This window comes from Leclercia tamurae, from assembly GCF_025566055.1.
GTDB classification, from domain to species: Bacteria; Pseudomonadota; Gammaproteobacteria; order Enterobacterales; family Enterobacteriaceae; genus Enterobacter; species Enterobacter tamurae.
Genome location: NZ_JAMHKS010000068.1, coordinates 84,810 through 106,874, shown reverse-complemented (window position 1 = coordinate 106,874; position 22,065 = coordinate 84,810). Strand labels below are relative to the sequence as shown.

General features: G+C 60.0%; 18 protein-coding genes. 4 read left to right on the top strand and 14 right to left on the bottom strand.

Annotated features, from left to right (window positions below):
• Nucleotides 1-33: 33 nt before the first annotated feature.
• Nucleotides 34-3,936 (bottom strand): ATP-dependent RNA helicase HrpA, encoded by a 3,903-nt coding sequence (gene hrpA / locus M8318_RS06475; protein WP_262661525.1) that lies wholly within the window; start codon nucleotides 3,934-3,936, stop codon nucleotides 34-36.
• 203 nt (nucleotides 3,937-4,139) lie between these two features.
• Here hrpA and azoR point away from each other — a divergent pair, with 203 nt between their 5' ends.
• Entirely contained in the window at nucleotides 4,140-4,745 is a 606-nt protein-coding gene (gene azoR, locus M8318_RS06470; RefSeq protein WP_262661523.1) for an FMN-dependent NADH-azoreductase, read from the top strand.
• A gap of 195 nt (nucleotides 4,746-4,940) precedes the next feature.
• Nucleotides 4,941-5,225, top strand: coding sequence for a NadS family protein (nadS, locus tag M8318_RS06465; RefSeq protein WP_262661521.1), 285 nt, complete (start codon nucleotides 4,941-4,943; stop codon nucleotides 5,223-5,225).
• 657 nt (nucleotides 5,226-5,882) lie between these two features.
• Here nadS and paaY read toward each other — a convergent pair.
• From paaY to paaA, 13 genes are all read right to left on the bottom strand, one after another.
• The gene (gene paaY, locus M8318_RS06460; protein WP_262661519.1) at nucleotides 5,883-6,479 is read right to left on the bottom strand and encodes a phenylacetic acid degradation protein PaaY; all 597 of its coding nucleotides are present in this window, start codon (nucleotides 6,477-6,479) and stop codon (nucleotides 5,883-5,885) included.
• Between the two features lie 10 nt (nucleotides 6,480-6,489).
• Complete coding sequence (paaX, locus tag M8318_RS06455) at nucleotides 6,490-7,425, bottom strand: phenylacetic acid degradation operon negative regulatory protein PaaX (protein WP_262661517.1); 936 nt, start codon at nucleotides 7,423-7,425, stop codon at nucleotides 6,490-6,492.
• Nucleotides 7,426-7,512: 87 nt separating this feature from the next.
• Complete coding sequence (paaK, locus tag M8318_RS06450; RefSeq protein WP_262661516.1) at nucleotides 7,513-8,832, bottom strand: phenylacetate--CoA ligase PaaK; 1,320 nt, start codon at nucleotides 8,830-8,832, stop codon at nucleotides 7,513-7,515.
• A 153-nt stretch (nucleotides 8,833-8,985) separates the two neighbouring features.
• Nucleotides 8,986-10,191 carry a 3-oxoadipyl-CoA thiolase gene (gene pcaF, locus M8318_RS06445; RefSeq protein WP_262661514.1) on the bottom strand — a complete coding sequence of 402 codons (1,206 nt, stop codon included), beginning with the start codon at nucleotides 10,189-10,191 and terminating at the stop codon, nucleotides 8,986-8,988.
• The gene (paaI, locus tag M8318_RS06440) at nucleotides 10,191-10,613 is read right to left on the bottom strand and encodes a hydroxyphenylacetyl-CoA thioesterase PaaI (RefSeq protein ID WP_262661512.1); all 423 of its coding nucleotides are present in this window, start codon (nucleotides 10,611-10,613) and stop codon (nucleotides 10,191-10,193) included. Before paaI ends, pcaF begins: the two co-directional genes overlap by 1 nt.
• Complete coding sequence (gene paaH / locus M8318_RS06435) at nucleotides 10,603-12,027, bottom strand: 3-hydroxyacyl-CoA dehydrogenase PaaH (protein WP_262661510.1); 1,425 nt, start codon at nucleotides 12,025-12,027, stop codon at nucleotides 10,603-10,605. The genes paaI and paaH overlap by 11 nt, the downstream gene beginning before the upstream one ends.
• Before the next feature lies 1 nt (nucleotide 12,028).
• Nucleotides 12,029-12,814 carry a 2-(1,2-epoxy-1,2-dihydrophenyl)acetyl-CoA isomerase PaaG gene (gene paaG, locus M8318_RS06430; protein ID WP_262661508.1) on the bottom strand — a complete coding sequence of 262 codons (786 nt, stop codon included), beginning with the start codon at nucleotides 12,812-12,814 and terminating at the stop codon, nucleotides 12,029-12,031.
• 2 nt (nucleotides 12,815-12,816) lie between these two features.
• A complete protein-coding gene (gene paaF / locus M8318_RS06425; RefSeq protein ID WP_262661506.1) occupies nucleotides 12,817-13,584 on the bottom strand; it encodes a 2,3-dehydroadipyl-CoA hydratase PaaF in 768 nt (255 codons plus the stop codon).
• Nucleotides 13,581-14,651, bottom strand: a complete 1,071-nt coding sequence (paaE, locus tag M8318_RS06420; RefSeq protein WP_262661505.1) for a 1,2-phenylacetyl-CoA epoxidase subunit PaaE — start codon at nucleotides 14,649-14,651, stop codon at nucleotides 13,581-13,583. The genes paaF and paaE overlap by 4 nt, the downstream gene beginning before the upstream one ends.
• A gap of 7 nt (nucleotides 14,652-14,658) precedes the next feature.
• On the bottom strand, nucleotides 14,659-15,153 hold the full coding sequence (gene paaD, locus M8318_RS06415) for a 1,2-phenylacetyl-CoA epoxidase subunit PaaD (protein WP_262661504.1): 495 nt from the start codon (nucleotides 15,151-15,153) through the stop codon (nucleotides 14,659-14,661).
• Nucleotides 15,154-15,167: 14 nt separating this feature from the next.
• The gene (gene paaC / locus M8318_RS06410) at nucleotides 15,168-15,914 is read right to left on the bottom strand and encodes a 1,2-phenylacetyl-CoA epoxidase subunit PaaC (RefSeq protein WP_262661503.1); all 747 of its coding nucleotides are present in this window, start codon (nucleotides 15,912-15,914) and stop codon (nucleotides 15,168-15,170) included.
• Nucleotides 15,915-15,922: 8 nt separating this feature from the next.
• On the bottom strand, nucleotides 15,923-16,210 hold the full coding sequence (paaB, locus tag M8318_RS06405; RefSeq protein WP_106993070.1) for a 1,2-phenylacetyl-CoA epoxidase subunit PaaB: 288 nt from the start codon (nucleotides 16,208-16,210) through the stop codon (nucleotides 15,923-15,925).
• 11 nt (nucleotides 16,211-16,221) lie between these two features.
• Entirely contained in the window at nucleotides 16,222-17,151 is a 930-nt protein-coding gene (paaA, locus tag M8318_RS06400) for a 1,2-phenylacetyl-CoA epoxidase subunit PaaA (RefSeq protein WP_262661501.1), read from the bottom strand.
• 282 nt (nucleotides 17,152-17,433) lie between these two features.
• On the opposite strand from paaA, the gene paaZ reads away from it, so the two are divergent.
• Nucleotides 17,434-19,479, top strand: coding sequence for a phenylacetic acid degradation bifunctional protein PaaZ (paaZ, locus tag M8318_RS06395; RefSeq protein ID WP_262661499.1), 2,046 nt, complete (start codon nucleotides 17,434-17,436; stop codon nucleotides 19,477-19,479).
• Between the two features lie 176 nt (nucleotides 19,480-19,655).
• Entirely contained in the window at nucleotides 19,656-21,923 is a 2,268-nt protein-coding gene (tynA, locus tag M8318_RS06390; protein ID WP_262661497.1) for a primary-amine oxidase, read from the top strand.
• Nucleotides 21,924-22,065 lie beyond the last annotated feature (142 nt).

The following is a 22,065-nucleotide window of genomic DNA, read 5'->3' as shown; positions in this document are numbered from 1 at the left end:
GGCCCGGTAAGCGAATGCGCCGCCCGGCGTTTTTTAGGCGGAGATCTGCTCCATCGCCTGCAAAATACGCTTATCGGAGATCGGATACGGCGTCCCCAGCTGCTGCGCAAAGAAGCTGACCCGCAGCTCTTCGATCATCCAGCGGATCTCCTGCACATCTTCGTCATCGCGACGGGCCGGCGGCAGCTTGTTGAGCCACTGCTGCCAACGCTGCTGCACTGCTTCCACCTTTAGCATCTGCGCCCGGTCGCGATGCGGATCGATGGCCATCTTCTCCAGACGTTTTTCAATCGCCTGCAGATAACGCAACGTATCCCCTAAACGCTTGTAGCCGTTGCCGGTGACAAACCCGCGATAGACCAGCCCGGCCATCTGGGCCTTCACATCCGACAGCCCCAGCGCCATGGTCATATCCACCCGCCCTTTCAGGCGCTTGTGGATATTGAACACCGCGGTGAGGATCTGCTCGACCTGCTTCGCAATGTTGACCACTGTCTCATTGAGCTCAGCGCGCACTTTTTCGTGCAGCTTCGCAAAGCCCTCTTCGGTCCACACCGGCCCGCCCGCGGCGTTGATCAACTGGTCCACACCGCAGGAGATGCAGTCGTCGATCAGATCCAGCACCTTGCCGTACGGGTTAAAGTAGAGTCCCAGCTTGGCTTTGTTCGGCAGCTTTTCGTGCAGATACTTAATCGGCGATGGGATGTTCAACAGCAGTAAACGGCGCAGCCCACGCCACATCGCCTGCTGCTGCTCCTGCGGGTTATCGAAAAGCTTGATCGCCACGCTGTCGCGCTCGTCCACCAGCGCCGGCCAGGCTTTCACCTTATAGTTGCCGCGCTTCTGCTCGTAGCTTTCCGGCAGCTGACCAAAGCTCCAGATATGCAGCCCGCTCTGTTCGATCCCGTCGTCGGCCACGGCAGAGAGGGTCTCCTGCACTTTGCCTTTCAGGGCGTCTTTCAGTTCGGTCAGGGAACGGCCTTCCTGCAATTTCTTGTTTTTCTCGTCCACCACGCGGAAGCTGATTTTCAGGTGATCGGGCACCTGTTCCCAGTGCCAGTCTTCCCGGTCGATGGTCACACCGGTCATCCGGCGCAGCTCGCGCTCCAGCGAATCCAGCAGCGGCAGCGCCAGCGGCGTCACGCGGCCTAAAAACGCCTCGGCGTAGTTCGGGGCCGGGACAAAGTTGCGGCGCACCGGCTTCGGCAGGGATTTGATCAGGGCGATAATCAGCTCCCGGCGCAGGCCGGGGATTTGCCACTCGAAACCGCTCTCTTCCACCTGGTTAAGCAGCGGCAGCGGGATGTGGACGGTGACGCCGTCGGCATCGGTGCCCGGTTCAAACTGATAGCTCAGACGCAGCTTGAGGTTGCCCTGATGCCAGAAGTTCGGGTAATCGAGCTTGCTGACCTGCTCCGCCCCCTCTTTGATCAACATGCTCTTTTCAAAGTTGAGCAGATCCGGGGTGTCGCGGCTGACCTTTTTCCACCAGCTGTCGAAGTGGCGGGCCGAGACCACATCGTGGCTGATGCGCTGGTCGTAAAACTCAAACAGCGTCTCGTCATCCACCAGGATGTCGCGGCGACGGGTTTTGTGCTCCAGCTCTTCCACTTCGCTGCGCAGCTTCAGGTTTTCGCGGAAGAAGGCGTGACGGGTCTGCCAGTCGCCCTCCACCAGCGCGTGGCGGATAAACAGCTCCCGCGACAGCACGGGGTCGATCTGGCTGTAGTTAACCTTACGCGCGGCCACCACCGGCAGGCCGTAGACGGTGACCTTTTCGGTGGCCATCACCGCGCCCTGCGCCCGCTCCCAGTGCGGTTCACTGTAAGAGCGTTTCAGCAGATGCTGGGCTACCGGCTCGACCCACTCCGGATCGATGCGTGCAGCAATACGCCCCCACAGGCGGCTGGTCTCTACCAGTTCGGCCACCATTGTCCACTTCGGCGGCTTCTTGAACAAGCAGGAGCCCGGGAAGATGGAGAAACGGGCGTTACGCGCGCCGGTAAATTCCTGCTTGTCGGCATCTTTCATCCCGATATGCGACAGCAGACCGGTCAGCAGCGCGATGTGAATCTCGCGGTACTCCGCCGGTTCGCTGTTCACCGGAATGCCCAGCTCTTTCACCACCTGGCGCAGCTGGGTGTAGATATCCTGCCACTCGCGCACCCGCAGGTAGTTGAGGAAATCCAGCTTGCACTGGCGGCGGAACTGGTTCGAGGAGAGCGCTTTCTGCTGCTCCCCGATGTAGTTCCACAGGTTCACAAAGGCGAGGAAGTCGGACTCTTTATCGTGGAAGCGGCGGTGTTTCTCGTCGGAGGCCTGCTGCTTGTCCATCGGACGCTCGCGCGGATCCTGAATGGAGAGCGCGGAGGTGATGATCATCGCCTCACGCACGCAGCCATGTTTTTGCGCCTCCAGCACCATTCGCGCCAGACGCGGGTCCACCGGTAGCTGGCTGAGCTGACGCCCCTGCGGGGTCAGCTTGTAGGCCGTGGCCTGCTCGTCGGTGGTGATTGCCCCGAGCTCTTCCAGCAGGCGCACGCCGTCCTGAATATTGCGTTTGTCCGGCGCTTCGACAAACGGGAAGGCGGCGATATCGCCCAGCCCAAGAGCGGTCATCTGCAGAATGACTGATGCGAGGTTGGTACGCAGAATTTCCGGGTCGGTAAATTCCGGGCGCGACAGGAAATCGTCTTCCGAATAGAGACGAATACAGATCCCTTCTGAGACGCGTCCGCAGCGGCCTTTACGCTGGTTGGCGGATGCCTGGGATACCGGCTCAATCGGCAGGCGCTGCACTTTGGTGCGGTAGCTGTAGCGGCTGATACGCGCCGTGCCCGGGTCGATGACATATTTAATGCCCGGCACGGTGAGCGAGGTTTCCGCCACGTTGGTCGCCAGCACGATGCGGCGGCCGCTGTGGGACTGGAACACGCGGTTCTGCTCGCTGTTGGACAGACGGGCATACAGCGGCAGGATCTCGGTATGGCGCAGGTCGCGCTTGCTGAGCGCATCGGCGGTATCGCGGATTTCGCGCTCGCCGCTCATAAAGATCAGGATATCGCCAGGGCTTTCGTTGCCCAGCTCGTCCACCGCATCGAAGATGGCCTGCAGCTGATCGCGCTCGGTGTCGTCGGCCTCTTCCACCATCGGACGGTAGCGCACTTCCACCGGATAGGTACGGCCGGAGACTTCGATGATCGGCGCATTGTTGAAGTGGCGCGAAAAACGTTCCGGGTCGATGGTGGCCGAGGTGATGATCACTTTCAGATCCGGACGACGCGGCAGCAGCTCCCGCAGATAGCCCAGCAGGAAGTCGATGTTCAGGCTGCGCTCGTGCGCTTCATCGATGATGATGGTGTCGTACTGCATCAGCAGCCGGTCCTGCTGAATTTCCGCCAGCAGGATCCCATCGGTCATCAGTTTGACCATGGTGTTGTCGCTGACGTGATCGCTGAATCGCACCTTATAGCCGATACAGCCGCCCGGCTCGCTTTGTAGCTCTTCGGCGATACGATTCGCCACCGTACGCGCTGCCAGACGCCGCGGCTGGGTGTGTCCGATCAGACCCTTGAGCCCGCGGCCCAGCTCCATACAAATTTTTGGCAGCTGAGTGGTTTTACCCGAGCCGGTCTCCCCCGCCACAATCACCACCTGGTGATCGCGCACGGCTTCGAGGATCTCCTGCTTCTTCTGGCTGACGGGCAGGTTTTCCGGGTAGGTGATGGCCGGACGCGCGGCTTCGCGCAGCACGACCTTGCCGGCAGCCTGTGCGATCTCTTTCGCCATCTCCTGGTAGATAGCCTGTTGTGCATCAGGATTTTTAACCTTCTTGACCCCGTGCAGACGGCGGGCAAACCGCTGTTTGTCACGCAGCATCAGCGATTCCAGCTGTTGCATCAGCATCGGGAAGGTTAACTTCTGTTGTTCTGTCATAGCGTTAACGGGCAGTGCACTGCCGGATAAAATCTCTTTTTAATGATTGATATAGAGTACCACATCGGTGCTTTTTGCGCCTTATTCAAAAAATTCGAACATAGGCTTCGATATATTGCGCTATCCCTGCGACAGGATTGTGAATAAAGTGTCAGCAAGCAACGGGGCAACCCCCCTCATCAAATACATAAAAGGAATCACCCATGAGCAAAGTATTAGTTCTTAAATCCAGTATTCTGGCAGGGTACTCTCAGTCTGGTCAGCTGTCTGATTATTTCGTTGAACAGTGGCGTGAACAGCACAGCGCTGACGAAATCACCGTCCGCGATCTGGCCGCTCAGCCAATCCCGGTACTGGATGGTGAACTGGTTGGTGCTCTGCGTCCAAGCGATGCGCCGCTGACCCCACGTCAGCAGGAAGCGCTGGCGCTCTCTGATGAGCTGATTGCCGAGCTGCAGGCGCACGACGTGATCGTGATTAACGCCCCGATGTATAACTTCAACATCCCGACGCAGCTGAAAAACTACTTTGACCTGATTGCCCGTGCTGGCGTCACCTTCCGCTACACCGAGAAAGGGCCGGAAGGTCTGGTTACCGGTAAGCGTGCGGTTGTGCTTTCCAGCCGTGGTGGTATTCACAAAGATACCCCAACCGACCTGATCGCCCCGTACCTGTCCGTGTTCCTGGGCTTCATCGGCATTACCGACGTGAACTTCGTGTTTGCTGAAGGTATCGCATACGGTCCGGAAGTTGCAACCAAAGCCCAGACCGACGCGAAAGCCGCGATCGACAGCCTGGTAGCGGCATAAGATTTCCCACTCCCACCGCCCGGTGGGAGTTTTTTTATTTTTCCCTGCCTTCTCCCGCATCTTTACGAGACGCCTCGTAGAGTCAGCATCCTCTGAAATTTCTTGGCATTTTCCTGGTTTTGGTCCTGACTGGTGTACGCCGCTAGGTGTACAAGGTACCTTAGCCTGCATGCTTAATATGTGAGGAACTATGAAATGAATTTTTTTGACGAACTGAAAACGTCTCTGGAAGAGGCGGTAGAGATTAAAAACGGGACCAAAGCCCCTGCCCGTGTCACCCGCTATGAGATTGCCGATGTGAAGGCGATCCGAGAGCAGCTCAACGTTTCTCAGGCTGAAATGGCAAAAGCGCTGGGCACCAGCGTGGACACCATCAAAAGCTGGGAATCCAGACGACGTAACCCTACGGGCCTGGCGGCAAAAGTGCTGGCCACGATCCAGGCGAACCCGGCCTTCTTTTACGAACTGGCTGCACATTAAATGGTCGTTTTTACACCATCAACAGCGGGACGGGAATTAACGCCGCAGAAATGAAAAAGCCCCAGCGATATTTTGCCGGGGCTTTTAGGGTACTACCAAATTAATAATTAACATTCATCAACTTAATTACACACTACAACTTCAAAGATGTACGTATTCTCACAGGATTACCGTTTAAACCAGTTAACGCTACCTCCTTTGATAAGTATGTGAAATAACATCATTTCCTGTCGTGTACATCACCCACGCGATATATACTCTTGATGCGTTGCCTTACTTGCGTCGCGATATTCTTAACGCCATACTTACGTACCCAAGTCGCGACCATTACTCTTTGAAACAAGGCCTTACATCATCGCGTTGACTTCCCCATCATGCGATTGTACTGATTTACTGCATGGCCTGATAGCGTGTTCACACTGGCGTTTACTTATTACCAGGACCCAAACTACACTACTTCGTGGCCTTTATCGCATCTCGTTACTGCTCTATTACCGCACCGTGAAACATTTATTTCTCTGTGGTGCTGAGTTCTAATTTACTCATTATAGACGCAGTGTCAACCCTCAGATCACGCCCTATTAAATTTTCTTGTTTAATATCATGAAAACAGATATTTACGTGATTCTGATCTCGTTTTGAGGCGGGATTTGCCGCTCAACCGGCGGATTTTGGCCGCAGATTTTCGTCAAACACCAGCCGCTTACGGTCCGGTTCTACCTCGTGCAGCGGCTCCACCTGATGCATCGTCTGTTTGCAGCGCTCCACCAGGGTCTGATACTCCCGGGTGCCCTGCTTTTTCCACTCTTTTTCCTGCTCGCTCAGCACCCGGATCGCTTTCGCCGGGCTGCCGATAATCAGATGGTCGGCCGGCATTTCCGCCTTCGCTTTCACAAACGCGGCCGCGCCGACAATGCTGTTTTCGCCAATCACCGCCCCGTCGATGATCACCGCATTCATCCCCACCAGCGCATTGCGGCGGATGATGCAACCGTGCAGGATCGCGCCATGACCAATATGGCCCTCCTCCTCAACCACCGTATCCTGCTCCGGGAAACCGTGCATGATGCAGTTATCCTGGATGTTGGCCCCATCTTTCACCACGATACGGCCAAAATCACCGCGCAGACTGGCGTTGGGCCCCACATAGACCCCCTTGCCGAGGATCACATCGCCAATCAGCACCGCGGTCGGGTGGACATAACTCTCTGGCGGAACAACCGGGGTCATCCCATCGATTTGATATACGGGCACACTACCTCCTTTACGCAGGCGTCAGGCCGCCGAAGCGTTGCCAGTAAGAAGAGCCCGGCGACGGCAGTTCGCCGACGCTGGTCTCGCCTTTCTCACTGACAAACGCCAGCGCACCCGGCGCGACGCGCTGATAAATGTTGATGCACAGCTGGCGGGCCGTCTGGCCTGCCCAGTGCGACGGGAGTAACTCTTCCGGCAACAGCGGATCTTTCAGCACCACCCGGCGATAAAAATGGATCAGCAGCAGTTGGATCTGGAAGCAGCGTTCCGGCGTCAGCTCCTCCGGAGTAGCCTCCCGCAGCAGCGGCAGGAGCGGACGGAACGAGTCGATAAAGGTTTCATACATGACGTTCTGCTCGCTGAGCTGCCAGCACTCCTCCACCCGGGAGCGCAGCGCGGCGCGGGATAGCGCCAGCGGCGAATGCGCCTCAAAGCAGATAACGTTCTCGGCCACCCCCGCTTCGTGCAGTAACGTCTGTACGTCCGCCAGCTGTTGCGACGGCGAGGCCATAAGGCTCGGCGCCAGGGTGCCGAACCCCTGCCAGATCAGCTGCTTTTTCACATCCGCCAGCGTGGCTTTGTCCATCCCTTCCGAGAGCAGCAGCAACCATTTGCCGTCCCAGGCCGGTAGTTCTGCGCGGTAAATTTTCGCCTCGGCGCGACGGGTTAAGCGCAGCCCTTTGTCGCTTAGCCGGTAAAAGCTGCGTCTGCCGATGCGGACCACATCCAGCCAGCCCTCTTTGTTCAGGCGGAACAGCGCGGTGCGCACGAAGCGTTCACCAAATCCCATTCCCTCCAGCAGTGCCGCCAGGCTCCCCAGCCAGACTTCGCCGCCGCGATGCGACAGCGCATCACCGTACAGGGAGGAGATCAGCGAGGTGCCGCTGACGGGAACGGAACTGACCGCGTGCTGGATAAAGGCGTCGAGTTTACTCATGTGATTCATTCTGTTGTGATTATTATGTCGGATGAATCATAGCATAGCCCCAAAAGCCTGACCCTCCCCAATACGGAGAGGGTAAAGAGGCCGGAATTAGCCGTTGGCGGCAATCTTACGCAGGTCGAAGACGCGACAGGCTTTGCCTTCGGAACGCGGGATGCTGCCGCAGTTGACAATGGTCACGTCGGTGGAGATCCCGACCATCGACTTGATGCGGTGGCGCAGCTCATGGCACACGTGGCAACGCTGCTCGTGAGTCAGGGTTAAGCTGCTCTGCTTCAGCTCCACCTTCACTGAAAGTGAATCAAGATGGCCCCGACGATTCACCTCCAGCTGGTAGTGCGGCGACAGGTGCTCAAACTTGACGATCTCCTCTTCCAGCTGGGACGGGAAGACGTTCACGCCGCGGATGATCAGCATGTCGTCGCTGCGACCGCTGATGCGATCCATACGGCGCATGGTGCGGGCGGTACCCGGCAGGAGGCGGGTCAGGTCGCGGGTGCGGTAGCGGATCACCGGCAGCGCCTCTTTGGTCAGGGTGGTGAACAGCAGTTCGCCCTGCTCGCCGTCGTTCAGCGGCGTGCCATCGTTCGGGTTGACGATTTCCGGGTAGAAGTGATCTTCCCAGATGGTCGGGCCGTCGGCGGTTTCGATACACTCCATCGCCACGCCCGGGCCCATTACTTCGGACAGGCCGTAGATGTCGAGGGCGGTGATCCCGAGGCGTTTTTCGATTTCGCGGCGCATCGCCAGGGTCCAGGGCTCGGCACCAAAGACGCCGACGCGCAGGGAGCACTGGCTGGCATCGCCGCCCATCTGGCGCTCCAGCTCTTCGATCAGGTTCAGACAGTAGGACGGCGTCACCATGATCATGTCCGGCTGGAAATCGCGGATCAGCTGGGCCTGTTTCTCGGTCTGGCCGCCGGACATCGGGATCACCGTCGCGCCTAAACGCTCGGCACCGTAGTGCGCCCCCAGTCCGCCGGTAAAGAGTCCGTAGCCGTAAGCCACATGAATTTTATCCTTCGCACTGCCGCCTGCGGCGCGGAGAGAGCGCGCCACAATGTTGGCCCAGTTATCAATGTCGTTTTGTGTGTAGCCGACCACGGTCGGTTTGCCGGTAGTGCCCGAGGAGGCATGAATACGCACCACCTGCTCCATCGGTACCGCGAAAGTGTCGAAGGGATAGTTGTCGCGCAGATCCTGTTTGGTGGTGCACGGGAACTTGCGGATATCCGCTAACTCTTTGAAATCGTCAGGATGGACCCCCGCCGCATCAAACTTGCGTTTGTACATCGGGACGTTGTTATACGCGTGTTCTAAGGTCCACTTCAGACGCTGGGTTTGCAGGGCCTGCAGTTCATCCAGGGACGCGGTTTCGATCGGATCCAGCTTAGTTGTCGTTGTTGTCATTGTAGGGTACTCACATTTTTATATACCCGTCATACTTCAAGTTGCAGGTGCGTTGGCTTCGTTCATTCACCCCAGTCACTTACTTCAGTAAGCTCCTGGGGATTCACTCACTTGCCGCCTTCCTGCAACTCGAATTATTTAGGGTAAAATTGTTCAGACACGCTCAAGGATCATGGCAATGCCCTGACCGACACCAATGCACATCGTGCAGAGCGCATAGCGCCCTTTCCGACGGTGCAGCTCGTTGCTGGCGGCCAGCGCCAGACGGGCTCCGCTCATCCCCAGCGGATGGCCTAAGGCTATCGCGCCCCCGTTGGGGTTCACATGGGGAGCATCGTCCGGCAGCCCCAGCTCACGCAGCACGCCCAGCGCCTGCGAAGCAAAGGCTTCATTCAGTTCGATAACGTCCATATCGTTGATGCTCAGCCCGGCGCGCTCCAGCACGCGGCGGGTGGCCGGCACCGGGCCCAGCCCCATCAGACGCGGTTCGACCCCGGCGGTGGCCATCGCCACGATGCGGGTACGCGGGGTTAAGCCCTGCGCTGCTGCCATCTCCTCGCTGGCGATGATCAGCGCCGCGGCACCGTCATTCACACCGGACGCGTTGCCGGCGGTGACCACACCACCGGCGCGGAACGGCGCTTTCAGCCCGGCCAGCATCTCGAGGGTGGTATCCGGACGCAGATGTTCGTCATGCATCACTTCGGTCACCACCCCTTTTTTGCCTTTAATCATCACCGGGACGATCTCCTGGGCCAGGATGCCGTTGGCCTGCGCCCGGGCGGTGCGCTGCTGGCTGCGGAAAGCAAAGGCGTCCTGATCTTCACGGGAAATTCGTAACAATTCCGCTACATTCTCTGCCGTTTCCGGCATGCTGTCAGAACCAAATTGCTGCGCCATGAGCGGGTTCACAAAACGCCAGCCGATGGTGGTATCGAAGATTTCATTCTGGCGCTGGAAGGCGCTGGTGGCTTTTCCCATCACGAAGGGCGCGCGGGACATCGACTCCACGCCCCCGGCGATCATCAGGTCACCATCACCGGCGCGAATGGTGCGGGCGGCAAAGCCCAGGGCATCCAGGCCGGAGCCGCACAGGCGATTGAGGGTGGTGCCGGAGACGGTCTGCGGCAGCCCGGCCAGCAGCAGGGACATTCGCGCCACGTTGCGGTTGTCTTCCCCCGCCTGGTTGGCACAGCCAAAAATCACATCGTCAATGCGTTCCGCGTCCAGGCCCGGGTTACGCACCAGCAGCTCGCGCAGGGGGATAGCCCCCAGATCGTCCGCGCGCACGCCGGATAATGCCCCGGCATAGCGGCCGATGGGGGTACGGATCCCGTCACAAATAAAGGCGTCACGCATTATGCTTCTCCTGTAATAGTGCCGCCGATGCGGTGGGATTTCCCACGGAACAGGGCAATGGTTTTTTGCTGTTGGTTAACAATTTCAATGTCGTACACGCCGGTCTGTTTCCCCTGATGGCGCACCTGCGCGGTGGCGGTGAGTCTGTCATGGGCAAAGGCTGGACGCACAAAATCGATGGTGCAGCCCGAGGCCACCGCCGCCAGCCCCTGGCTGTTACAGGCGTAGGCGAAGGCCGTATCGGCAAGGGTAAACAGCTGGCCGCCGTGGCAGCTTTTGTGGCCGTTGAGCATCTGCGGGGTGACGGTCATGGTCAACACTGCGACGCCCTCATCCATCTCAATAATGTCGATGCCATAGGCCTGGGCGCAGGCATCGTTTTCATACATGGCGCGGGCGTTGCGCCAGGCGTTATGACTCATAGCTACTCTCCAGAAGCGCGCGCTGGCGCAGCAGGGATGATGGACGGTAACGCTCTTCGCCGTAGTGGCGTTGCAGGTTTTCCAGCAGAATCAGCAGACGCTGCCAGCCAAGCTGTTCTCCCCACGCCAGCGGGCCGCGCGGGTAGTTCACCCCGAGGCGCATGGCGATATCGATATCCAGTTCGCTGGCGACCCCTTTTTGCAGGGCGTCGAGGGCTTCGTTGACGATCATCGCCACCGTGCGCCAGATCAGCAGGCCGGGATAATCGGCGACCTGCAGGACGCGCTTGCCCTGCTGCTGCAGATGCCGGACCGCTTTCAGGGTAGCGGAGGCCGGGTTGCTGGCCGCGGCGGCAATCACCGCAACATCCCCTTCCTGACGATCGATGACCACTACCGGCTGGCCGTAACGGTTCGCCAGGGCCTGGGCGGTCTCGCCCTGGGTCTCGATCAGCAGCAGACCGTCAATTTCGGTGACACCGTCACTTCTTCGCTGCACGCTCATGGCGCTGTACGTGTCACCAACCGTCTCCAGCCAGTTCACGGCAGGCTTCTCGCTGCGCCAGTTGTAGACGCCCTGGCCGCTCTTCTTACCGAAGCGCCCGGCCAGTACCAGTTCCTGCTGCACCAGCGACGGCAGGAAACGGCGCTCCTGCCAGAAGGCGTTAAATACCGAACAGGTGACGGCGAAGTTGACGTCCTGGCCGATCATGTCGGTCAGCTCCAGCGGCCCCATCGGGAAGCCCGCGCCGTCGCGCAGCGCCGCGTCGATAATTTCCGGGGCGGCAACCTGCTCTTCCAGGGCTCGCCAGGCTTCGGCATAGTACGGACGCGCCACGCGGTTAACGATAAAGCCCGGCGTGGACTGGCAGTGCACCGGCTGTTTACCCCAGTTCACCGCCAGCTCGCTTAATTGCGCCACCACTTCTTCCGAGGTCGCCAGCCCGCTCACCACTTCCACCAGCTTCATCACAGGGGCCGGGTTAAAGAAGTGCAGTCCGGCCACGCGCTCGGGGTGGCGCAGGTCGGCGGCAATCGCGGTAATCGAGATAGAGGAGGTGTTGCTGGTCAGCAGCGTGTTGGCCGGGCAGATGGCGGCCAGTTCAGCAAACAGCGCCTTTTTGACTGCCATTTGCTCGGAGGCCGCTTCAATCACCAGGTCGGCCGCCGCCAGGGCGTGAATATCGGTGACCGGGATCAGGCGCTGGAGCGTCTGGTCGCAGGCCTGAGCGCTCAGCTTGCCCCGCGCCACGCGGGACTCCAGACGGGTGCGGATGTCGTCAATGGCACGGGTGATGGCCCCGGCATTGATGTCATACACCAGCACCGGATGCCCGTGGCTGGCCGCCACTTCGGCGATCCCTGCCCCCATGATGCCGCTGCCAATCACCGCCACGGTATGAATTGTCGTCATCTTATTTCCCCGTAAACTGCGGCGCGCGTTTGTTGAGGAAGGCGCTGACGCCTTCCCGGTAGTCGGCACTGCGTCCGGCCAGGCGCTGATAGTCACGCTCCAGATCCAGCTGAGCCTCGAGAGTATTCGTTTCGGCGGCGTTGATCGCCTGCTTGATCAGCCCCAGGCCAAAGGTCGGCTGCGAAGCGAGATGCACCGCCAGCTGGCGGGCGGTGTCGGTCAGTTCGGCGTCATCCACCACCTGCCAGATCATCCCCCAGGCATGAGCCTGTTCAGCGCTGATCTTCTCCCCCAGCAGAGCCAGGCCCATCGCCCGGGCACGGCCGGTGAGGCGCGGCAGCAGCCAGGTGCCACCGGAGTCCGGCACCAGGCCGAGCTTGCTGAAGGCCATCACAAAGTTCACCGAGCGGGCGGCGATGACGATGTCGCAGCCCAGCGCCAGGGTGGCACCGGCACCGGCGGCCACGCCGTTTACCGCGCAGATCACCGGCTTGGGCAGTTTTGCCAGGCGCTTAACCAGCGGGTTATAAAATTTCTCCACCGACATCCCCAGATCCGGCGCGGGGCTGTTCGGGTCGACGTTGCGGTCGTTGAGATCCTGTCCGGCGCAAAAACCGCGCCCGGCACCGGTCAGCAGCAGGCAGCGCACGCTATCGTCGCGCTCGGCCTGGGTCAGGCACGCCGCCAGCTGCAGATGCATCTCCTCGTTAAAGCTGTTGAGACGGTCCGGGCGGTTCAGGGTAATGGTCATTACCCCCTGCTCAACGTGACTCAGAATGAAATCCATGGTTAGCGTCCTTTAAAGTCGGGGGTGCGTTTTTGCAGGAAGGCGTCGATCCCTTCCCGGCGATCCTCGGTGGCGGCCAGCAGGGTAAAGAGCTGACGCTCCTGGGCCAGTCCGGCCTGCAGGGCCACTTCCTGGGACTGGCGTAACGCCTGCTTCGCGGCCTGTAAAGCCAGCGGCGAGTGGCGCGCCATCAGCGCCGCCTGCTGGAGGGCATATTCGAGGGTTAACGTTTCGGGATAAACATCGCTCACCAGACCCGCTGCCAGCGCCTGACGGGCGGTAATGCTCTCCCCGGTCAGCACCATTTTGCTGGCCAGCGATTTGCCGACGCTGCGGATCAGGCGTTGGGTGCCGCCCGCGCCCGGCATAATGCCCAGCGTAATTTCTGGCAGGCCGAAACGGGCGTTATCTCCGGCGATGACCACATCGCACAGCAGCGCCAGCTCGCAGCCAGCGCCCAGCGCGTAGCCGTTGACCGCGGCAATCAGCGGTTTGCTGAAGGCGTTGATCCGCCCCCACAGCTGGGGACGGATATCGTTCAGGGTGGCGGCCAGATCTTTTTCCGCCATCTCATTGAGATCGGCCCCGGCGGCAAAGAAGCGTTCGTTGCCGGAAATCACACACACCGAGATCTCACTGTCGGTTGCCGCAGCTTCGAGGGTGGTTGCCAGCTCGCTCAGCAGTCCATTGTTGAGAGCGTTGCGGGCCGCCGGGCGGTTGAGGGTCAGGTGCAACACCCGGCCCTGACGGGTGACAATCAGATCGCTCATGCCATCCCCTTCGCGTCAAAGTCCACCACCACGTCGCTGGTCAGCGGCAGGGCCTGACAGCTCAGGACGTAGCCCGCCGCCAGTTCGTCCGGCTCGAGGCTGTAGTTGGTCGCCATGTCCACTTTCCCGCGCAGCACTTTGCATTTGCAGGTGGCGCAGACCCCGCCCTTGCAGGCGTACGGCAGATCCGCCCCCTGACGCAGGGCGGCGTCGAGAATGCTCTCGTCGTCGGCGGTAAGGGTGATCTCGCGGTCGCGTCCGTCCTGGCGCACCGTCACTTTCTGGCCCTCCACCTGCACGGTGTGGGCGCGCTTTACGCTGGTGCCCGGGGTATTAAAGCGTTCCAGATGCAGCGATTTTTCCGACATGCCGAGCGCTTTCAGTGTCTGCTCGGCTTCATCCATCATCGCCGCCGGGCCGCAGATAAAGGCCTCGTCAAACTGACTAAAGTCGATCAGATGTTTCGCCAGCGCCTGCAACTTTTCGCCGTCGATGCGCCCGTGCAGCAGCTCGCTGTCCAGTGTCTCCTGGCTGAAGATGTTGACCACCTGCAGGCGGGTCGGATAGCTGTCCTTCAGGTCGGCCAGCGCCTGGCGGAACATCATGCTCTGGCTGCTGCGGTTGCCGTAGATCAGGGTGAACTGGCTGTTGGGTTCGGTTTTCAGGGTGCTGGAGACAATCGCCAGCATCGGGGTGATGCCGGAACCGGCGGCAATCACCAGGTAGCACCCTTCGCGTTCCGCCTGCGGCTGATAACCAAAGTGGCCCTGGGGCACCATCACCTCCAGCGCCATCCCCTGTGTGATCTCATCCCGGGCATAGCGCGAGAAGCGCCCGCCGTCGATGGCTTTCACCGCCACGCTGATCTCGCCCGGCTGTACGCTGCGGCAGATGGAGTAGCAGCGGCGCAGCTCTTCGCCCGCCAGATGGGCTTTCAGGGTCAGATGCTGGCCCGGACGGAAGCGATACGCCTCCTGCAACGCCTGGGGAACCGCGAAGGTGATGGTCACCGCATCGCGGGTCTCGGGTTCTACTTTTGCCACCGTTAAGGAATGAAACGTTGTCATGGCGACCTCAGATACATTTGAAATAGTCGAAGGGTTCCCGGCAGCTGTCGCAGCGGTAGAGCGCTTTACAGGCCGTGGAACCAAATTCACTGATCATCGTGGTGCGGGTGCTGGCGCAGCGCGGACAGGTCACCTCGGCGGGCAGATGCGCGTGGCAGCTGTGACCGGCCGGCGGGCTGATGCCGTACTGGCGCAGACGCTCCCGGGCATCCGGGGTCATCCAGTCGGTGGTCCACGCCGGGTCGAGCTGGATGGTGATCTGCACCGGTCCATAGCCGTGGGCGGTCAGCGTGTCGCGGATAGCCCCCATCAGGTGGTCGGTGGCCGGGCAGCCGGAATAGGTCGGCGTAAAGCCGATGGCCCAGCCCTCACCCTGCGGGGTCACGCTGCGCACCATACCTAAGTCGGTAATGGTCAGCACCGGGATCTCCGGGTCCGGGATCTGGCTTAACAAAGACCAGATCTGCGGGACGGCGGCGGGTGCGAGTTCGACGTGTTGCATGGTGCTCTCCTGCTCTACCACTGCTGGCCGGGATTGACGCGCTGTAGATATTGCATCTCTGCCAGCATCGGTCCCAGATGTTCAGTGTGCAGCCCTTTACGGCCGCCGCTGCGGTAGGCCGACTCCTCCGGCACGCTCAGCGTCGCCGCGTTCAGCCCGGCAAAAACTTCCGCTTCCCATTCGTCACGCAGGCTGCGCGGATCGACGGCGATACCCTCGGCCACCAGGCCTAAGTCGATCTCGTCGGCTTCGAACAGCTCGGCGGTGAATCGCCACAGGTCGTTGACCGCCTGCTGCATTTTCTGCGTGGAGACGGCGGTGCCATTGCCCAGGCGTTCCAGCCAGCCACGGCTAAAGCGCAGGTGGTAGCGGGCCTCTTTAATGGATTTGGCGGCGATGGCGGCCAGCTGCGGATCGCGGCTGTTCGTCAGGCGGGTAAACAGCGCCACGTGCCAGGCGTCGATAAAGTATTGCCGGGCGATGGTGTCGGCGAAGTTGCCGTTCGGCTGCTCCACCAGCAGCAGGTTGCTGAACTGGCGTTCGTCACGCTGGAAGGCCAGCGTATCTTCATCGCCCGCCCCTTCCAGTTCGGCGGCGTAGGTTAAGAAGTTGCGTGCCTGGCCCAGCAGGTCGAGGCCGATATTGGCCAGCGCGAGGTCAATCTCCAGCTCCGGGGCATGACCACACCAGGCCCCCAGACGCTGAGAGAGCACCAGGCCGTTATCACCCAGGCGCAGAACATAGTGCGTTAACGTTTTCATCCCGGACCTCACATGTGCTCGATGCCATCAGGGATGGTGTAGAAGGTCGGATGACGATAAACCTTGGTTTCCGCCGGATCGAAAAATTCACCGCGCTCTTCCGGCTGCGAGGCGACAATTTCGCTCGCCTTCACCACCCAGATGGAGCAGCCTTCGCTGCGGCGGGTGTAGGCATCGCGGGCGTTTTCCAGCGCCATGCGGTCATCGGCGGCGTGCAGGCTGCCGACGTGGCGGTGAGACAACCCCTGTTTGCTGCGGACAAAGACTTCGTATAACGGCCAGTATGTTTTGCTCATCGTGATTCCCCTTACGCGACCTTGCGGGCGTGTTGTTTTTCTGCGTGCGCCAGGGCGGCTTCGCGCACCCACGTCCCCTCTTCCCAGGCTTTATTCTTGGCGGCCAGGCGTTCGTGATTGCAGACGCCGCGGCCGTTGATCACCTCCTCGAACTCCTGCCAGTCGATCTCGCCGAAACGGTAGTGACCGGTTTCAGCATCGAAGTGCAGATCCGCATCCGGGACGGTCATCCCCAGCATCTCCACCTGCGGCACGGTATTGTCGACGAAGCGCTGACGCAGCTCGTCGTTACCAAAACGTTTGATCTTCCAGGCCAGGCTGCGGGCGCTGTTCGGCGAGTTGTCGTCGTTTGGCCCGAACATCATCAGCGCTGGCCACCAGAAACGGTTGATGGCGTCCTGTAGCATCTGGCGCTGGGCCTCGCTGCCCTGAGCCAGCGCCATGCAGGCTTCAAAGCCCTGACGCTGGTGGAAGCTCTCTTCTTTACAGATTTTCACCATCGCCCGGGCATAGGGGCCGTAGGAGGTGCGGCACAGCGCCACCTGGTTAACGATGGCCGCGCCATCCACCAGCCAGCCAATCACGCCGATATCGGCCCAGCTCAGGGTCGGGTAGTTGAAGATGGAGGAGTATTTCATCTTGCCGTCGAGCATCTTCTGGTAGATGTCTTCCCGGGCGCAGCCCAGCGTCTCCGCCGCGCTGTAGAGATAGAGGCCGTGTCCGGCTTCATCCTGCACTTTCGCCAGCAGAATGGCCTTGCGGCGCAGCGTCGGGGCGCGAGCGATCCAGTTTCCTTCCGGCAGCATGCCGACAATTTCGGAGTGGGCGTGCTGACCAATCTGGCGGATCAGCGTCTTGCGGTACGCGTCAGGCATCCAGTCCTGCGGCTCGATGGCCGTCTCTTTCGCGATTCGCTGTTCAAAGCGTTGTTCTTCCGTCACGTCATTACCCTTATGATTCGTTTAACTGGTAAATTTCATTCAATGATGAATCACTTCGTTTCTTAAAAGTTACACAAAGGTTAAATATAACCCCAAGGAGTGTTTGCTTATTTTGTGATGTGGCTCGCAAGCCTTTTGTTAAGCCCCTTCTGCGGCGAGAAACAGAGAGCGGGAATAGTCAGACAAGATCACACTGTTAACAAATCATTAAAACATCCCTTGCATTTTATGATTCATAATCAAACTATCTATAGTGAAATTACGAACCACTCGGAGAGAAAAATGCAGCAGTTAGCCAGCTTCTTGTCCGGCACCTGGCAGTCTGGCCGGGGCCGTGAGCGCACTATTCAGCACGCCATCAGCGGCGAAACCCTCTGGCAGGTCACCAGCGAAGGGCTGGATATGGCCGCCGCGCGTCGTTACGCCATTGAGCAAGGCGGTGAATCACTTCACGCCATGACCTTTATCGAACGCGCTGCGATGCTGAAAGCGGTGGCAAAACATCTGATGAGCCAAAAAGAGGTGTTCTATGCCCTCTCCGCGCAGACCGGGGCGACCCGTGCCGACAGCTGGGTGGATATCGAGGGCGGGATTGGGACGCTATTTACTTTCGCCAGCCTCGGTAGCCGCGAACTGCCGGATGACACCCTGTGGCCGGAAGATGAACTGATTCCCCTGTCGAAAGAAGGCGGTTTTGCCGCCCGTCACGTCCTGACCTCGAAATCCGGCGTGGCCGTCCACATCAATGCCTTTAACTTCCCCTGCTGGGGGATGCTGGAAAAACTGGCTCCAACCTGGCTGGCGGGGATGCCGGCAATCATCAAACCGGCCACCGCCACCGCCCAGGTGACCCAGGCGATGGTAAAAGCGATTGTCGACAGCGGCCTGGTGCCGGACGGTGCTATCAGCCTGATCTGCGGCGGCGCGGGAGATCTGCTAGACCAGCTCGATCATCAGGACGTGGTGACCTTTACCGGCTCCGCCGTTACCGGCCAGATGCTGCGGGTTCATCCGAATATCGTCGCCAAATCGATTCCGTTCACCATGGAGGCCGACTCCCTGAACTGCTGCGTGCTGGGGGATGACGTCACTCCGGAGCAGCCGGAGTTTGCCCTGTTTATCCGCGAAGTGGTGCGGGAGATGACGGCCAAGGCCGGACAGAAATGTACCGCCATCCGCCGCATTATTGTGCCGCAGGCGCAGGTGGAGGCCGTCAGCCAGGCGCTTATCGCCCGGCTGGAGAAAGTGGCCGTGGGTGACCCGGCCCAGGAAGGGATCAAGATGGGTTCGCTGGTCAACGCCGACCAGCGCGCTAACGTCCAGGAAAAGGTGGATACCTTAGTGACGGCAGGCTGTCAGGTCCGGCTGGGCGGTAAAGCCGACCTGAACGCCGCCGGGGCCTTCTTCCCGCCGACGCTGCTGTTCTGCCCGCAGCCGGACGAAACCCCGGCCGTACACGCTACCGAAGCTTTTGGTCCGGTCGCCACCCTGATGCCGTATCAGAACCGCGAGCACGCGATGGCCCTGGCCCGCGCCGGGGAAGGTAGCCTCGCCGGAACGCTGGTGACCGCCGATCTGCGCCTGGCGCGTCAGTTCATCGCCGGGGCTGCGCGGGCCCACGGGCGTATCCAGATCCTCAACGAAGAGTCGGCCAAAGAGTCCACCGGCCACGGCTCTCCGCTGCCGCAGCTGGTGCACGGCGGTCCGGGCCGCGCCGGGGGTGGCGAAGAGCTGGGCGGTCTGCGGGCGGTGAAACACTACCTGCAACGCACCGCGCTCCAGGGCAGCCCGAGCATGCTGGCCGCCATCAGCCAGCAGTGGGTGCGTGGCGCCCAGGTGCAGGAGGATCGCATCCATCCTTTCCGCAAATACTTTGAAGAGCTGCAGCCTGGGGACAGCCTGCTGACCCCGCGCCGCACCCTGACCGAGACCGATATCGTTAACTTTGCCTGCCTGAGCGGGGATCATTTCTACGCCCACATGGACAAGATTGGCGCGGCGGAGTCGATTTTTGGCGAGCGCGTGGTGCATGGGTACTTCCTGATCTCCGCCGCCGCCGGGCTGTTCGTCGATGCGGGCGTCGGGCCGGTGATCGCCAACTACGGCATGGAGAACCTGCGCTTTATCGAGCCGGTTAAACCGGGCGACACCATCCAGGTGCGTCTGACCTGTAAGCGCAAGACCCTGAAGAAACAGCGCACGGCGGAAGAGAAACCGACCGGCGTGGTGGAGTGGTCCGTTGAGATCGTCAACCAGCACCAGCAGCCGGTGGCGCTTTACTCGATCCTGACCCTCGTCTCCCGCCAGCACGGCGATTTTGACGCCTGATCCCCCTCCCTACGGGTAACGTCGCGCACGTTACCCGGCTTCTGGCACATCTGACAAAACATCTGGCAAATGCAGGCAAACGGTACGCACAGCGATATTGCTATGTTGGCAATGAATAAACCGCGCGCAGAACAGCGGTCCCGAGTGGATAACAACACATACAACAGAGGTTAATCATGGGAAGCTCCTCAATCTTTTCTCCACGTAAAACGGCGCTGGCGTTGGCCGTTGCTTGTCTCTTTTCCGGTCAGGTGCTGGCTCACGGTAGCGCGGCGCATATGGTCGAGATGGACAAAACCCTGGCCGAGTTTGGCGCTGATGTGAAATGGGACGACTATGCTGGGATCTACACCATCAGCAAAGACGGGGCCTTCATCAAAGTGAAGCCGGGCGCAACCACCGCCATCGTCAACGGTAAACCGCTCACCCTACAGGCACCGGTGGTGATGAAGGACAACAAGGCCTGGATCTCCGATACCTTTGTCAACGATGTGTTCCAGTCCGGCCTCGACCAGACTTTCCAGGTGGAGAAGACCCCGCACCCGCTGAACGCCCTGTCCGCAGATGAAATTAAACAGGCTGTCGAGATTGTGAAAGCTTCACCGGACTTTAAACCTAATACCCGCTTTACCCAGATCGCCCTGGCCGAGCCGGAAAAAGCCAAAGTGTGGGACTTCGTGCTGAACGGCACGGCGGTGGATGCGCCGCGTCAGGCCAATGTCACCATGCTGGACGGCAAATTTGTTATCGAAGCGCTGGTGGATCTGAAGGATAAGAAAATCATGCACTGGGAGCCGATTAAGGACGCCCACGGCATGGTGCTGCTGGATGACTTTATGGCGGTACAGAAGATCGTCACCGGCAGCCAGGAGTATGCCGACGCGCTGAAAAAACGCGGGATTAACGACCCGGGCAAGGTGATGACCACCCCGCTGACCGTCGGTTACTTTGACGGCAAAGATGGCCTGAAACAGGAAGATCGCCTGCTGAAAGTGGTGAGTTATCTGGACACGGGCGACGGTAACTACTGGGCGCACCCGATTGAAAACCTGGTGGCGGTGGTGGATCTGGTCGAGAAGAAGATCGTTAAAATCGAAGAAGGTGCAATTGTCCCGGTGCCGATGGAGCCACGTCCTTATGATGGCCGCGACCGCGAGCCCGTCGCCCATAAACCGCTGGAGATCACCGAGCCGGAAGGCAAGAACTACACCATCACCGGCAACATGATCCACTGGCAGAACTGGGACTTCCACCTGAGCCTCGACTCCCGCGTCGGGCCCATCATTTCTACCGTCACCTTCAACGACAACGGCAAAAAACGCCAGGTGATGTATGAAGGTTCCCTGGGCGGGATGATCGTCCCTTACGGCGACCCGGACGTGGGCTGGTACTTCAAAGCTTATCTCGATTCCGGCGACTACGGTATGGGCACCCTGACCTCCCCGCTGGTGCGCGGCAAGGATGTGCCGTCTAACGCCGTGCTGCTGAATCAGACCATCCCGGATTACACCGGGGCGCCAATGGAGATCCCGCGGGCGATGGCGATTTTCGAACGCTACGCCGGGCCGGAGTATAAGCATCAGGAGATGAATCAGCCGAACGTCAGCACCGAGCGTCGTGAGCTGGTGGTGCGCTGGATCAGTACCGTCGGCAACTATGACTACATCTTCGACTGGGTGTTCCACGAAAACGGCACCATCGGCATCGATGCCGGGGCAACAGGTATCGAAGCGGTGAAAGGGGTAACGGCGAAAACCATGCACGACCCGAGCGCCAAAGAGGATACCAAATACGGAACCCTGATCGACCACAACATCGTCGGTACCACCCACCAGCACATCTATAACTTCCGTCTGGATATGGACGTAGATGGCACCAGCAACAGCCTGGTGGCGATGGATCCGGAGGTGAAGCCGAACACCGCGGGCGGACCGCGGACCAGTACCCTGCAGATCAATCAGTACAACATCGATACCGAGCAGCAGGCGGCGCAGAAATTTGACCCGGGCACTATTCGTCTGCTGAGCAACACCAGCAAAGAGAACCGCATGGGCAACCCGGTCTCTTACCAGATCATCCCGTACGCGGGCGGTACGCACCCGGTGGCCACCGGCGCGAAGTTCGCCCCTGACGAGTGGATCTATCACCGCCTGAGCTTTATGGATAAGCAGCTGTGGGTGACCCGCTACCATCCGAACGAGATGTACCCGGAAGGGAAATTCCCGAACCGCTCCAGCCAGGATCAGGGGCTGGGCCAGTTCAGCAAGGATAACGAGTCGCTGGATAAGCAGGATAACGTGGTGTGGATGACCACCGGCACCACCCACGTGGCGCGTGCGGAGGAGTGGCCGATCATGCCAACCGAGTGGGTGCACACCCTGCTCAAACCCTGGAACTTCTTCGACGAAACGCCGTCTTTGGGCAAGAAGAAAGAGGCGCAGTAAAGGGCGGTGAAAAAGCCGGGCAGATTGCCCGGCTTTTTTGTGCGGCCTGCTGCCGGGTGGCGGTTGCGCCTTACCCGGCCTACAACACCGTAGGCCCGTGCAAGCGCAGCGCCGCCGGGCAATTTCGTCGCACGATAATTAA

Coding starts and splice junctions, on each gene's coding strand:
- hrpA (WP_262661525.1), bottom strand. CDS start 3,936: ATGACAGAACAACAGAAGTTAACCTTCCCGATGCTGATGCAACAGCTG.
- azoR (WP_262661523.1), top strand. CDS start 4,140: ATGAGCAAAGTATTAGTTCTTAAATCCAGTATTCTGGCAGGGTACTCT.
- nadS (WP_262661521.1), top strand. CDS start 4,941: ATGAATTTTTTTGACGAACTGAAAACGTCTCTGGAAGAGGCGGTAGAG.
- paaX (WP_262661517.1), bottom strand. CDS start 7,425: ATGAATCACATGAGTAAACTCGACGCCTTTATCCAGCACGCGGTCAGT.
- paaK (WP_262661516.1), bottom strand. CDS start 8,832: ATGACAACAACGACAACTAAGCTGGATCCGATCGAAACCGCGTCCCTG.
- pcaF (WP_262661514.1), bottom strand. CDS start 10,191: ATGCGTGACGCCTTTATTTGTGACGGGATCCGTACCCCCATCGGCCGC.
- paaI (WP_262661512.1), bottom strand. CDS start 10,613: ATGAGTCATAACGCCTGGCGCAACGCCCGCGCCATGTATGAAAACGAT.
- paaH (WP_262661510.1), bottom strand. CDS start 12,027: ATGACGACAATTCATACCGTGGCGGTGATTGGCAGCGGCATCATGGGG.
- paaG (WP_262661508.1), bottom strand. CDS start 12,814: ATGGATTTCATTCTGAGTCACGTTGAGCAGGGGGTAATGACCATTACC.
- paaF (WP_262661506.1), bottom strand. CDS start 13,584: ATGAGCGATCTGATTGTCACCCGTCAGGGCCGGGTGTTGCACCTGACC.
- paaE (WP_262661505.1), bottom strand. CDS start 14,651: ATGACAACGTTTCATTCCTTAACGGTGGCAAAAGTAGAACCCGAGACC.
- paaD (WP_262661504.1), bottom strand. CDS start 15,153: ATGCAACACGTCGAACTCGCACCCGCCGCCGTCCCGCAGATCTGGTCT.
- paaC (WP_262661503.1), bottom strand. CDS start 15,914: ATGAAAACGTTAACGCACTATGTTCTGCGCCTGGGTGATAACGGCCTG.
- paaB (WP_106993070.1), bottom strand. CDS start 16,210: ATGAGCAAAACATACTGGCCGTTATACGAAGTCTTTGTCCGCAGCAAA.
- paaZ (WP_262661499.1), top strand. CDS start 17,434: ATGCAGCAGTTAGCCAGCTTCTTGTCCGGCACCTGGCAGTCTGGCCGG.
- tynA (WP_262661497.1), top strand. CDS start 19,656: ATGGGAAGCTCCTCAATCTTTTCTCCACGTAAAACGGCGCTGGCGTTG.